Origin of the sequence: Ornithinimicrobium sp. F0845 (assembly GCF_023015765.1) — a bacterium.
In the GTDB taxonomy this organism is placed as follows: domain Bacteria; phylum Actinomycetota; class Actinomycetes; order Actinomycetales; family Dermatophilaceae; genus Ornithinicoccus.
Genome location: NZ_JALKAL010000022.1, coordinates 1 through 13,056 on the forward strand (window position 1 = coordinate 1; position 13,056 = coordinate 13,056).

At 68.4% G+C, this 13,056-nt stretch carries 11 protein-coding genes and 1 pseudogene; 4 read left to right on the forward strand and 8 right to left on the reverse strand.

The window, feature by feature from the left end; genetic code table 11:
• Positions 1 to 208, forward strand: a 208-nt coding sequence (locus tag MWU75_RS19175) for a hypothetical protein (RefSeq protein WP_247093988.1), incomplete at its 5' end; no start/stop codon positions are given.
• A gap of 179 nt (positions 209 to 387) precedes the next feature.
• Here MWU75_RS19175 and MWU75_RS19180 read toward each other — a convergent pair.
• The 5 genes from MWU75_RS19180 to aspS all read right to left on the reverse strand — a co-directional run bounded on the left by MWU75_RS19180 (position 388) and on the right by aspS (position 7,158).
• Positions 388 to 1,059: a methionine ABC transporter permease gene (locus MWU75_RS19180; RefSeq protein WP_247093989.1), complete on the reverse strand. Its 672-nt coding sequence runs from the start codon at positions 1,057 to 1,059 to the stop codon at positions 388 to 390.
• A complete protein-coding gene (locus MWU75_RS19185) occupies positions 1,059 to 2,081 on the reverse strand; it encodes a methionine ABC transporter ATP-binding protein (RefSeq protein WP_247093992.1) in 1,023 nt (340 codons plus the stop codon). Before MWU75_RS19185 ends, MWU75_RS19180 begins: the two co-directional genes overlap by 1 nt.
• A gap of 138 nt (positions 2,082 to 2,219) precedes the next feature.
• Positions 2,220 to 3,158 carry a MetQ/NlpA family ABC transporter substrate-binding protein gene (locus tag MWU75_RS19190; protein ID WP_247093994.1) on the reverse strand — a complete coding sequence of 313 codons (939 nt, stop codon included), beginning with the start codon at positions 3,156 to 3,158 and terminating at the stop codon, positions 2,220 to 2,222.
• A gap of 564 nt (positions 3,159 to 3,722) precedes the next feature.
• Complete coding sequence (locus tag MWU75_RS19195; RefSeq protein WP_247093996.1) at positions 3,723 to 5,192, reverse strand: NAD(P)/FAD-dependent oxidoreductase; 1,470 nt, start codon at positions 5,190 to 5,192, stop codon at positions 3,723 to 3,725.
• A 139-nt stretch (positions 5,193 to 5,331) separates the two neighbouring features.
• On the reverse strand, positions 5,332 to 7,158 hold the full coding sequence (gene aspS, locus MWU75_RS19200) for an aspartate--tRNA ligase (RefSeq protein ID WP_247093998.1): 1,827 nt from the start codon (positions 7,156 to 7,158) through the stop codon (positions 5,332 to 5,334).
• A gap of 473 nt (positions 7,159 to 7,631) precedes the next feature.
• Here aspS and MWU75_RS19205 point away from each other — a divergent pair, with 473 nt between their 5' ends.
• Together MWU75_RS19205 and MWU75_RS19210 are read left to right on the forward strand one after the other, a co-directional pair.
• Positions 7,632 to 8,132, forward strand: a complete 501-nt coding sequence (locus MWU75_RS19205) for a SigE family RNA polymerase sigma factor (RefSeq protein WP_247094000.1) — start codon at positions 7,632 to 7,634, stop codon at positions 8,130 to 8,132.
• Positions 8,125 to 9,036 carry a hypothetical protein gene (locus tag MWU75_RS19210; protein ID WP_247094002.1) on the forward strand — a complete coding sequence of 304 codons (912 nt, stop codon included), beginning with the start codon at positions 8,125 to 8,127 and terminating at the stop codon, positions 9,034 to 9,036. Before MWU75_RS19205 ends, MWU75_RS19210 begins: the two co-directional genes overlap by 8 nt.
• A 63-nt stretch (positions 9,037 to 9,099) precedes the next feature.
• On the opposite strand, the gene MWU75_RS19215 is transcribed toward MWU75_RS19210, so the two are convergent.
• Positions 9,100 to 9,453, reverse strand: a complete 354-nt coding sequence (locus MWU75_RS19215) for a hypothetical protein (RefSeq protein ID WP_247094004.1) — start codon at positions 9,451 to 9,453, stop codon at positions 9,100 to 9,102.
• Positions 9,454 to 10,823: 1,370 nt separating this feature from the next.
• Here MWU75_RS19215 and MWU75_RS19220 point away from each other — a divergent pair.
• Positions 10,824 to 11,030 (forward strand): hypothetical protein, encoded by a 207-nt coding sequence (locus tag MWU75_RS19220; RefSeq protein ID WP_247094006.1) that lies wholly within the window; start codon positions 10,824 to 10,826, stop codon positions 11,028 to 11,030.
• A 162-nt stretch (positions 11,031 to 11,192) separates the two neighbouring features.
• Here the strand turns inward: MWU75_RS19220 and MWU75_RS19225 are convergent.
• Both MWU75_RS19225 and MWU75_RS19230 read right to left on the reverse strand, forming a co-directional pair.
• A pseudogene (locus tag MWU75_RS19225) lies at positions 11,193 to 12,529 on the reverse strand (ISL3 family transposase).
• Positions 12,530 to 12,608: 79 nt separating this feature from the next.
• The gene (locus tag MWU75_RS19230; protein ID WP_247094008.1) at positions 12,609 to 13,034 is read right to left on the reverse strand and encodes a DUF1801 domain-containing protein; all 426 of its coding nucleotides are present in this window, start codon (positions 13,032 to 13,034) and stop codon (positions 12,609 to 12,611) included.
• Positions 13,035 to 13,056 lie beyond the last annotated feature (22 nt).

Here is a 13,056-nt window from a genome sequence, read left to right on the forward strand (position 1 = left end):
CGAGAAACAACGCCACCACCACACCAGCAACACCACACGCCGCAGCGGCGATGACACAGACCCTCGCAGCAGCCAGAACACCCGTCGCCAGAGCCAGAACACCGGTCGTCGCCGGAGCAACAACACCGACCCAGACCAGACCAGGCCCAACAACACCACACCGACCACCCCCTGGACCAACGACCCCGACGCCCCACCACCCTTCTAACCACAGGCTCCCCCTACACGGCGTCCGGCGAGCCCGTCACCGGATCAGAGGTACGGGTAGCGGTCCGCACGAGGGACCCACGCACGAGGACCCCGGCCGAGCGGCCGGGGTCCTCGTGTCCCGGGGTCCGTGCCCGCTCAGTTGTGGTGCATGGCCTTGCGGGACAACCTGTTGCCCGCTCAGTTGTGATGCATAGCCTTGCGTGACAGCCGGTTGCCCAGCGCCTGGGCAAGCTGGACCAGGATGATGATGACGATCACCGTCACCCAGACAACCCCGAAGTTCCAGCGCTTGTAGCCATAGTCCAGCGCGAACGCGCCAAGGCCTCCGCCGTCCAGCGTCCCGGCCAGCGCCGACATGTCCACGACCGCGATGCAGACGAAGGTGTAACCCAGGATCAGGGGACCGAGTGCCTCGGGCACCAGCAGCGTGGTGATGATGCGCCAGCGCGTGGCTCCGGTTGCGCGAGCGGCCTCGATGACCCCGGGGTCGATGGCCACGAGATTCTGCTCCACGATCCGGGAGACCCCAAAGGTGGCGGCGACCGACATCGGGACGATCATCGCCGTGCTCCCGAGTCGGGTCCCGACGATGCCCACGGTCAGCGGAGCGACCGCGAACAGCAGGATCAGAAACGGGATCGGCCGGAAGATGTTGACCAGCAGGTTCAGGATCGCGAAGACCCAGCGGTTCTGGAGCAGCCCGCCCTTGCGAGTGGTGTACAGCCCGAGACCGAGGGCCAGTCCCAGCAGTCCACCGATCACCAGCGTCGCGGAGACCATGTAGAGCGTCTGCCCCGTGGCCTCGATGAGGTGAGCTCCGTGGGTGCCCCACTCGAACCCCTCGTCCATCAGGCCACCTCCTCGACCTCGGTCACGCCACGCAACTGGCGGACCACCTGGTCGACGGCGGTGTCCGGCCCGGTCAGCTCCAGCGTGAGCGACCCGAAGGACCGGGCCTGGAGCGTGCCGATGCCGCCGTAGACGATCTCGAAGCTGACACCCGCCGCCCCCGCACCGGCCAGGACGGCGCCGAGCCGGGACCCGTCGTGGATCGTCGCCGTCACGATCCGGCCCGGATGGGCCTGGCGGATCCGGGCCAGGTCGTCACCGCGCGGCTGGTCGTGGATGACTGTGGAGACGAACTTGCGCCCGACCTCCGACCTTGGGTTGGTGAACGTGTCGAAGACCGTGCCGCACTCGGCAACCCTCCCGTTCTCCAGGATGGCGACCCGGTCGGCGATGGCCCGCACGATCTCCAGCTCGTGGGTGATGACCACGACGGTCACGCCAAGCTCGGTGTTGACCTTCTTGAGCAGGCGCAGCACGTCCTGCGTGGTCTCCGGGTCAAGGGCACTGGTCGACTCATCGGCCAACAGCACCTTCGGCCCGGCCGCCAGAGCCCGGGCGATCCCGACACGCTGCTTCTGGCCGCCGGAGAGCTGGTCCGGATAGGAGTGCGCCCGGTCCAGGAGCCCGACGAAGTCGAGCAGTTCTGCAACCCGGGCGTCCCGCCTCTCCTTGGACCAACCGGCGACCTTCAGCGGGAACGCCACGTTGCCCGCCACCGTCCGGGACCGGAACAGGTTGAACTGCTGGAAGATCATGCCGATCCCCCGGCGCTTCCGCTCCATCTGCGACTCGGAGAGCCGCGCGACGTCCTGCCCGTCGACGATCAGCTCACCGGAGGTCACCCGCTCCAGCCCGTTGATCAACCGGACCAGGGTGCTCTTGCCGGCGCCGGAGTAACCGATGACGGCGAAGATCTCGCCCTCCTCGATGCTCAGGTCGACGTGGTCGACGGCGACGGTGGTGCCGCTACGACTGGTGAAGACCTTGGAGACGTCACGGAACTCGATGATCGGTGGCGTCACACCACTGGGCGTGCTGGACGCAGTCAAACTGCTCGGCGAATACAACGTGCCATCCCTCCTTTCATGATGCGCGGGGTTTGCGGTCCTGACGCGCGGGTTGCCGTCCTGATGCGCGGGGTCGCGGTCCGCAGGGCTTGCTCAGCTACCGGCCTGCAGGTTGGCCTCGGTCTCCTCGAGGACCTCCTGCAGCCGAGCCGGGTCATAGCCATCCACGATCACGGCCGTGCCACCCGAGGACTCGATGACCGCGTCGAGCACTTCCTGGTCGTGATAGAGCTCCACGATCTTCAGGTAGGTCTCGTTGTCCACGTCGCCCGGACGGGCGGCGAAGATGTTGATGTAGGGCTGGGCACCGGGCGACTCGGGGTCGTCGGCGTAGAGGTAGCCGTCCAGGTCGAACCCGGCATCGGTCGCGAAGTTGTTGTTGGTGATCACCCCGGCGACGTCCGCGTCGTGGATCAGTCCTGCGGTCTGGCTGGCCTCGACCGGACGGACGACCACGGTCGACGCGTCCTCGTCGATGTCGTCGGGGGTCGGGGACGACGGGTCACCCGTGAAGGTGATCAGTCCGGCACCCTCGAGCACGAACAGCGCCCTGGCCTGGTTGGTGGCGTCATTGGGGATGGCAACCTGGTCGCCGTCCACGAACTGGTCCACGGAGTCGTACTTCTCGGAGTACAGCGGCAGCGGCACGATCATCGTCGAGCCGATCGGGCGCAGGTCGTCGCCGGTGTGCACGTTGTGGTCGGCCAGGTAGAGAATGTGCTGGAAGGAGTTGAGGTCGATCTCCTCCTCTGCCAGGGCAGGGTTGGGCAGCGTGTACTCGCTGAAGTTCACGATCTCGACCTCGATCCCCTCCTCCGCGGCCTTCTCCTTGAGGATCTGCCACTGCGGCTGCGAGGCCTCGGTCGTGCCGATCCGGATGACGCCGGCGTCGTCGCCGCCGCGGGTGAGCGCCCAGCCGCCCGCAGCCAGGGCGGCGACGAGGACGAGGCCGCCGGCGATAAGGGGAGTCCTGCTGCGCTGCGGCTTCTCAGGCAGGGCCGGCGCGGCGTGCGGGGTGGTGTTCTCGGACATGGGTGTATTCCTCTCGGATGGTGGGCGGGCTTCGCCCAAAGCGGAACGGCGACAGCGCCGCGTGCTCGCGGCGGCGGTGCCGCGGAAGGTGGGGGTGGTATGCCGTGACGCAGGTCCTGCGCGGACGGCGCCCGACGCTCGGGCCGGGTGAGGACGCCCGGGCCGGGTGAGTAGGACGTTGTCCTGGTGCGGGTGTCCGGTCAGATGTCCTGGCGGAGCGGTCGCGCCCTCAGCGGGTGCGTCTCCAGCGTGTGTGTCTCAGCCGGTGGGGTCTCAGCCGGTGGGTCTCAGCGGCGACACATCATGACGAAGGACATGTCGCGGCACATCTCACGGCGTCCCTCGGGACGAGCCGGAGTGGTGCGGGCGACAAGCGCGGTCATGGAGTCTCCAATGTTGCGGTGACGTGCAGCCTTGCGATGGCAGTGCTGTGACGTCCCGGGCGAGTGCCCGGACAGACTCAGTACAGACACTTGAAGCCACAATGTCAAAACGCCCCCTTCCGAAGAACCGACACCATAGGAGCACTCAGTCGGCGCACCGACCGCAGATTCCACGTAGTAGCTATGGGTCGAGCGACGGTATCTGCCGCATCCCGAACTCGGTGCGCAAGACACGGCGGGCCGCGTGCAGCCCGGCCATCCCGTGCACTCCCGGGCCGGGAGGCGTCGACTGTGAGCAGAGATACACTCCGGGCGCCACGGCATACGGATCCCGAGCCAGCCTCGGGCGGGCGACCATCCGCCACATGCTGACCATCCCCCCGGCGATGTCGCCGCCCGGATAGGCCGCGTTGTGATCTGCCATCCGCGCAGCCGGCGTGACGAGGGCGTCGACGACGAGGTCACGGAAGCCTGGTGCGAACCTCTCGATCTGCTGCTCCACCGCGGCCCGGACGTCCAGCGTCGACCCGGTCGGGACGTGCGCATAGGACCAGACGGGGCGCAGTCCGTCCCGGCCGAGACGCGTCGCATCGTGCTGGGCGGGGTCGCTCACCAGCACCACCGGTGCATCAGCATGCCGTCCGGCCGCCACCTCGGACTCCGCCCGGCGCATCTGCGCCACGCTTCCGCCCACGTGCACCGTGCCCGCGCGTCCGACCTCCGGATCGGCCCACGGCACCGCACCGCTCAGCACGAAGTCGACCTTGCAGACACCGCCTCCGAGCGGCAGCGAGGTCAGCCGAGACCGGTACGGCTCCGCGAGGAGGCCAGCCGCCACCCTGGCGTGCATGTCGAGCATGTGGACCCGGGCGGGAGGCAGGTCCTTCGGTGACCGGACCGGGTGATCGGTGATGACTCGACCGCCGTGCGCCTCGAGGTCGGCCACCAGGGCGCGGGTGAGCGCCCCGATCCCGCCACGGACCAGCGGCCACCCCTGCGGCGTGTGCGCCAGCGCGCCGAGATAGCTGGCCGTGCCGGCGGCAGCCAGCGACGGCAGCCTCGAGATGGTGTGCGCGGCGACGCCGCCGATCAGGGCGCGCGCCTCCTCGGTGCGCCAGTAGCCGTCGCCCCACCCACCGGCGAGCAGGCCCGTGCTCGCACCGAAGGCGGTGGCCGCGCGGGCAAGACGCACGGGATGCCCAGTGGGGAGAGATCGCTTGTCGGACAGGGCGATGACGGCGACCTCCGAGGAGTATGTCGTCAGCGGCCCCAGCAGGCGCCGCCACCTCGGGCCGTCGGTCCAGAGACGGTCGACCGTGCGCTCGAGGTCACGGTAGGCAACCCCGGCCCGACCGCCGTCCAGTGGTTGGGCGTAGGAGACCTCCGGAGTGATCAGTTCCACCCCGCGTGCTGCGAGGTCGAACTCGGCGAAGAACGGTGACGTCGGTGCCGCGGCGGGCACGGCGGCGCAGACGTCCCGCAGCAGACCGAGCGACTCAGGCACCGCCTCGGTGCTCAGCGGCAGGGTGCGCACTCCCCCGCCGGGCGTGGCCTGTCCCTCCAGGACGGTCGCCTCGAGTCCGGCTCGAGCCAGCACGACCGCGGCTGCCAGGCCGTTGGGGCCGGACCCGACCACCACGACATCGCTCACTAGCGCAGCCTACCCCCCAATTTTTGGGGAGGTTCTGCACGCCTTACGCACGTTCTTGGGGAGGTTCTGCACGCCCCCACCGCGGACGAAACCTCCCCAAGAATGTGCTGCCCCCGTGCAAAACCTCCCCAAAAATGGGTCAGCTCTGGCGCGGGTTGACCTCGTCGGCGCCCTGAGGAGCCGGCGCTGACGGCTCGGGCTTGGCGTCGACGCCGGCCTCCTTGCGCTGCTGGGCCGTGATCGGCGCCGGTGCCTCGGTCAGCGGGTCGAACCCACCGCCGGACTTCGGGAAGGCGATGACGTCGCGGATCGACTCGGTGCCCGCCAGCAGTGCCACGATGCGGTCCCACCCGAAGGCGATCCCGCCGTGGGGCGGCGCGCCGAACTTGAAGGCCTCGAGCAGGAAGCCGAACTTCTCCTGCGCCTCCTCCTCGGACAGCCCCATGATGCCGAAGACCCGCTCCTGGATGTCACGGCGGTGGATACGGATGGAGCCACCGCCGATCTCGTTGCCGTTGCAGACCAGGTCATAGGCGTAGGCCAGGACGGAGCCCGGGTCGGACTCCAGGCTCTCCAGGAACTGCTCCTGCGGTGAGGTGAACGCGTGGTGCACCGCCGTCCACGCGCCGGCACCCACGGCGACGTCACCGGAGGCGACGGCGTCGCTGGCCGGCTCGAACAGCGGGGCGTCGACCACCCACAGCAGCGACCAGGCCGACTCGTCGATCAGGTCGGTGCGCCGCGCGATCTCCAGACGCGCCGCGCCCAGCAGGGCCCGAGACGCCTTGGTCGCACCGGCGGCGAAGAAGACGCAGTCACCCGGCTTCGCACCGACGTGGGCGGCCAGCCCCTCGCGCTCGCCGTCGGACAGGTTCTTGGCGACCGGCCCGCCCAGGGTGCCGTCCTCGGACACCGTGACATAGGCCAACCCCTTGGCCCCGCGCTGCTTGGCCCACTCCTGCCAGGCGTCGAACTGGCGCCGCGGCTGACCGGCACCACCAGGCATGACGACCGCGCCGACATACTCCGCCTGGAACACTCGGAACGGCGTCTCGGAGAAGAAGTCGGTGCACTCGACCAGCTCGAGCTCGAAGCGCAGGTCGGGCTTGTCGCTGCCGTAACGCCTCATCGCCTCGGCGTAGGTCATCCGCGGGAACGGCGTCGGCAGGTCCACGCCGATGGTCTGCCACACGGCCTTGGCGATCGCCTCGCCGAGCTCGATGATGTCGTCCTGCTCGACGAAGCTCATCTCGATGTCGAGCTGGGTGAACTCCGGCTGCCGGTCGGCGCGGAAGTCCTCGTCGCGGTAGCAGCGGGCGATCTGGTAGTAGCGCTCCATGCCGGCCACCATGAGCAGCTGCTTGAACAGCTGCGGTGACTGGGGCAGGGCATACCAGCTGCCGGGCTGCAGGCGGGCGGGCACCAGGAAGTCGCGGGCGCCCTCCGGGGTCGAACGGGTCAGCGTCGGCGTCTCGATCTCGACGAAGTCCAGGTCGTTGAGCACCGTGCGGGCGGCGGCGTTGACCTTGCTGCGCAGGCGCAGGTTCTGCCCGGCCGAGTTGGCCCCGGGGCGGCGCAGGTCCAGGTAGCGGTGGCGCAGCCGCGCCTCCTCCCCCACCGTGACGCGCTCGTCGATCTGGAACGGCAGCGCCTCGGCGGCGGACAGCACCTCGATCTCGGTGGCGACGACGTCGACGGCACCGGTGGGCAGGTCGGGGTTGACGTCCTTGTCCTCGCGGGCGGCGACGTCACCGACGACCTTGATGCAGTACTCGCTGCGCAGGTCGTGCGCGGTGCCGGTGAGCACCTCGTCGCGCGCGACGACCTGGACGATGCCGCTGGCGTCGCGGAGGTCGATGAAGGCCACGCCTCCGTGGTCGCGGCGACGGGCCACCCAGCCGGTGAGGGTGACGGTGGTGCCGACGTGCTCGGGTCGCAGCGTGCCGGCCTCGTGGGTGCGAAGCATGAGGTCTCCTCTCGGGTCAGTTCCGGGAGGGACGGGTCGCCCTCCCGGAGGGCGGCCCAGAAGGTGCGGGCGGGGGCCAGATCGCGGTGCCACCACACCTTTGCCGAGGGGACCTCGGCCTCTCGTCGTCGACCGGCCGCATGCCGTGCCGGTCCGCCGGACGCGCGGTGCGCGGGTGAGGTCCGGCCGCGGGTTCGCCCCGGACCGTGAGTCTCGGCGGGGCGTCACTCCGCCCCGCGCACGGCCCTATTCTACGGCCCGGGAGGAGACCGGTGCACCACGATTGCGAAGCGCCGCCGACCTGCGATCCTGCCCCGAGTCCGTGCAACCTTCCTGCAACGCCCGGCGTGTGGAGTGGTGAGGTGCCCGGACGACCCGGCCACCCGTCATACGACACACCAACGAGCACACCGAGCGCGGCCACAACGCGACGGACGACGAGGAGGGGCGACAATGAGGGACAGGAGGGACCGATGAGCCGGAACCAGGCGGAGCGCGACTTCGAGGAGTTCTACCGCGCGGCGGCCCCCAGGGTGGTCCACCTGGTCTACGCCACGACCGGCGACATGACGATCGCCCAGGACAGCACGCAGGAGGCGTTCGCGCGAGCCTGGCAGCGGTGGTCGACGATCAGCACGTATGACGAGCCGCTGGCCTGGGTGCGCACCGTCGCCCGGCGCCTGGCGATCTCCGCGTGGCGCAAGCAGGGCGCCCAGGACCGGGCCTACGTCCGGCACGGCGCACCGTCGCGTGTGGAAGGCCCCGGTGTCGACCGGGTTGCCGTCCTCGACGCACTCCAGACACTCAGCGATCCGATCCGTGAGTCGGTGGCGCTGCACTACATCGCCGACCTGTCGATCGACCAGATCGCCCGGGAGACCGGGGCAGCTGTCGGCACCATCAAGTCCCACCTGCACCGGGGCAGGCGCCAGCTCGCCGAGGCCCTCGAGATCAAGGAGAACGACCATGCGTGAGGAGCAGGAGTTCCAGGACTGGACCCAGGAGCGGGACGACCGCCTGCGCACGTCGCTCGGCGAGCTGCGCCACGACGTCGACGTCGCCGGTCTCCCGGATGTGCGCTTCGTGATGCGACGCGCCGGTCGCAAGCGACAGCGGGCCGTCGTGGGCATCGCGGCGGGGGCCGCAACGCTGCTGGGCCTCTCCTGGTTCGGATACCAGGCGATCGACCAGTCGCCCAGCACGGCGCCCGCGGGAGGCACCAGCACCACGGACGGGGCAATCGAGCCCTCTGACGACACGGACGACGGCACCACCGACGCGACCGACGACTCGGGGACGGTGGCCGACCCGGTCAGCCCGGAGGATGTCGTGCTGGCCGAGGGGGGCGGGCCCGACCTGGGGCTGTTCGTGCCGCCGGCGCTCTGGGCGTCCGAGATCTTCACCGCCGCAGCGGCCACCGAGGCCGGGATGGGCGAGTTCGAGACCACCGCGATGTTCGAGTGCGACCCGGACAACGTCTACTGGGGCTCGCAGGAGGAGGGCGTCTTCGGGGTCCTGGGCATCTGGTCCGACGGGAGCGCGTTCGCCGCCCAGCGGGTGCGGGTCCTCGACTCGCCCGATGCGGCCACTGGCTACGTCGACGAGCTCACCAGCGCACTCGCGAGCTGCGAGGCACCGGCAGAGGCGGACAACATCGTGCTGGACGTCGAGCCGCTCGAGCTCTCCGGGGCCTACCGGCTCACCACGGAGTTCGTCGACGGATCGGATCCTCTGACCGACTTCGTCTACGTCGTCCAGCACGAGGGCACGCCGGAGGCCGTCTCGACCATCCGGGTCACCGACTGGTCAGGTGAGGCCACCAACGCCGAGGCGGTCGCCGAGTTCGACCGGCTCGCCGACCTGGTGGTCGACCAGTAGGCCAAGCGAGTCAACTGCCCGCACCGCGTGGGCGGGCCAGATGTGCAGTGGTTTGGCTGCTGGTCACCTCTGGCCGCCTGCCACGACGGCGATGTCCGCCATGACCACGTAGGTGGCCGCCACACACGTGGGCGTCCCGCCAAGCTTCCCCTCAACGCCATCTGGGAGCACACCGCCCACAGCCGTGATACGGGCCCCCGCCTCTAGGACAGTGCCGTCCGTCAACACCACCGTTGCCCCATTCACGACGGTGTCCACGGGCCACACCACACCAACACGTTCGCCGTCGTTGGTCACCAGATTCAGGCACCGTGTGCCCGAGAGTTCCAGAGTCCCTGAAACCATAGCTTCCGGCCAGGTCAACGGTTCTTCGGCACGAACGACGACAACCAGTCCACCTGGGTCTTGAATCTCCACCAGTGGCGCATCAAAGAAGTCGATTGGAATGTCGCGCGTGACGTCGTCGGCACTTTCCGTTCGTGGAGCAGTTCCGCTAACTACAAAATCGCTGTGCGAGGACTCATCACCAGTAGGCAACGGCGGCGATGACCCATCCGAACAACCGACCACTGCACTCACCCACACGGGCAATAGACAGACGACCCCAAACATCGACACCCCGGATGCAATTCGATCACCCGATTCGGACATAGTACCCGAAACTCTGAACATAATTATGAACCGGCGTAAAGAAGGAGCGGTGCACTCCATCCTCCAAGATCGTACCTGTATGAGCACCTACGGCAGTTTGGCTGTAATACCAGGGTCCGCCACTGTCCCCGCCTCCGCTGACATTATGCCATATGATAGCGGTGTAGTATCCATTGGCAAGTCGCATCCTCTTTACTGTGCTACATCGATCTGTCCCAACTCTACGGAAATGACAGACAGGATCTCCAACCTCAGGGATCCCCGCACGAGCGGTCGCAGTCCTCTTGTCATTCCATGTGGCGTAGAAGGTAGAAAGTGGCGACCAACCAGCGTGCGATAACATGGCGATATCTGTCGTAGAGCCACCCGAAGAGAGGACGTTGAGATTGACCGACGTCGAACCATCACCATTGTGCAGCGCGTAGTTTGCAGGGCCACCAAGGGTCACACAATGCGCCGCGGTTCCCATTCGAATAGTGTTCCCGCTGGCACTACGGAGCGTGTAGGAAGTGAGACAACCATTTCCGTTCAGCAAAGCGCCTCCGCGCAGCTTTGTGTCCTCTAGAGTCACAGAACCGACACCGAAGGGCACTAGGCTCACTTTGACGCCCTCAGGGAGAGTATCTGTCATAACCTCAAGTCCAGTCGGCACCCCCGCAGTGAACAAGGCCCTGACCACGGGAGTTGATGCATCTAAGGGTGGCCGTGATCGGAACGTGCAGGACTCGGCGCACGCATAAGTAGTACGCGAGGATGGCACTTGTGTCAACAGTTCTCCGGTGATGTAGCCATCTCGGGTGAGGGCGTGCGCAGGCCACGACTCGTCGGCCGGACACAGGGCCGTCCAGTCGCAGGACCGCGCCACGTGCGCGCTGAATCGCCCTACGGCCACCATGGCGGTGGTCCCGACCTCTCGCCGTTCGTGTCACCGACTTTGTGGGCGTCCGAGACGTTCACCGCCGGCGCGGCCACCGACGCCAGGATGGGCGAGTTCGAGTCGACGGGACTGTTCGACTGCGACCCGGACAACTTGGCGTGGGGAGCACCTGACGAGGGCACCTTCGGTGTCATGAGCATCTGGGCGGACGGCTCGGCCTTCGCCGCCCGGCGGGTGCGGGTCGTCGACTGGACGTCGAGTGCCCGGGCTCTCCGGGGCCTGCCGGCTCACCACCGAGTCCCTGGACGGCACCGACCCGATCACCGACTTCGTCTACGTCGTGCAGCACGACGGCACACCCGAGGCGGTCTCGACCCACTGGGTGACCGACTGGTCAGGTGAGGCCACCAACGCGGACGCAGCCGCCGAGCTCGACCGGCTCGCCGACCTAGTGAAGGACGAGTAGTCACACCCCGCGGGTCACACCCGCGGCTGAGACGCACCACCCGTGCGACCGAGTGGGCGAGACGACGGTGGCGATGCAGGCGGGTGCACGAAATGACTACGAAAATACGTGGAGGGCGTGCGAAACCACTACGAAATTAGGCTCTCCTGACTGATCTGTGGGTCATTTGCGGCCTGGAAGCGTGGGTCGGTAGCCGCCGAGGTTGAGCATGGCCAGTGCGATCAGGGCTTCGGCGGAGTGGAATCCGAACGCCAGTCTGGTGAGCAGCCGGACCTTCGTGTTCGTGGACTCGACGAGGCCGTTGGACAGGTTGTGCTCGATCGCGGCGAGGATCCGGGAGCGGTGCTTGACGATGCTGCGTTGCAGTTTCACGAAGGCCGGGATCCGGCAGCGGCGCGCCCAGCTGATCCACCGCTCCAGCACCTCGACGGCCTCCTCGCGGGGCAGCTGGACCACCACCCGCAGACCTTCTTTGAGCAGGTAGGCGCGGTGCAGCCTGGGGTCTGTGGCGGCGATCCAGGCGAGCTTGACCTGTGGTTCTCGGTGAGGTTCTCCGGGTTCTTCCACAGGGAGTAGCGGGCGCCCTTCAACCCTTGGCCAGCTCGCTGGCCGGCCGGGGTGGGGCGTCGGCACGGGGTCGCCCGGTGCCGCGCCGCGGCTCCTTGCGGGCCTCTTTGCGGGCCTCGTTCCACGCGGAGGTGGACTGTATCGAGGGCGTCGGTGGCCCATCTGACAATGTGAAACGGATCGGCCACCCGCACCGCGTCCGGGCACCGCTGGGCGACGATCGTGTCGATGAAGTCCGCTCCGTCGGCGGAGACGTGGGTCATCAACCGGCAGCGCTCCTCGCCGAGGAGGTCGAAGAACTCGCCCACGGTAGCGCTGCTACGTCCCGGCGCGGCCCACACCAAACGGCGGGCGTCATGGTCGACCACGACCATGAGGTACTTGTGGCCCCTCTTGTAACTGATCTCGTCGATCCCGATGCGTCGCAACCCCTCGAACCGGTCGTGCTGGGCGTCGATGTCGTCCGAGACCCGGGCGATGACCGACCCGACGGTGCGCCAGGCGATCCGCATCAGCTCAGTGACGGTGGACTTCGAGGCCTGGGTCGCCAGCCACGCCACCTGGTCATCGAACGCTCGGGTATGGCCCGCGTCGTGGCGTGCCCACGGTACCGAGGCGACCACTACCCCGTGCTCGCGGCATCGCACCCGCGGCGTGGCAGCCTCCAGCTCGGCACGGATCGTGCCCAGGTCCAGCGTCCGCCAGCGCCGCCGGCCCGGCCCGGCGTCATACCCCGGGCTGCGCCGCCGACACACCCCGCACCGCCCGCGCTGCCGCGCGGCCGGTCGCACGTGCGCGACCAACACCTGGGCGTCCTCATCGAACTCGACCCGCTCGAGCACCGCCTTCTCGACCCCGAGCAGACCCCGCCATAGGCTGACATCACGCCCACCGTTCTCCTGACCACCAGTTTCTGTTCCTTGACAGTCCAGAAACCTACGCAGGGAACGGCGTGCGCCCTCCCACGCGGCACGCTCAGGACACCCACAGGAGTGTCAGGAGAGCCCGAAGTTAGGTGGGCAGCGGGTCGTCGCCGCGCGAGGCGGCCACCGCGATCAGACGCCGCAGCACGTCCTCGTCGATCTGGTCCAGGCGCTTGACGTAGACGCAGCCGGCGCCCTCGGTGTAGTCCCCGAGCTGCGGCAGGAGCTCGGCGCCCTCGGGCTGGTCCTTCAGCCCGTAGAACGTCAGAGCGGCCCGGCGGGGCGAGAAGGCGACCTTGGGCCAGTCCCCCTGTCGCCGCGGGTCACTGGGCGAGACGTAGCGGTAGGAGCCGTAGCCCACCATCGACGGGCCCCACATCACGGGCTCCTCCCCCGTGACCTCGCGCATGAGCTCGGCCACCCGGTGTCCCTCGCTCACGCGCCGGGCGGGCTGGGCCGCGTCGAGGAAGGCTCCGACGTCCGCGTCGGTCGGCTGCGTCTTGGAGGTGCTCACACTCTCAATGTAGTGGCCGGAT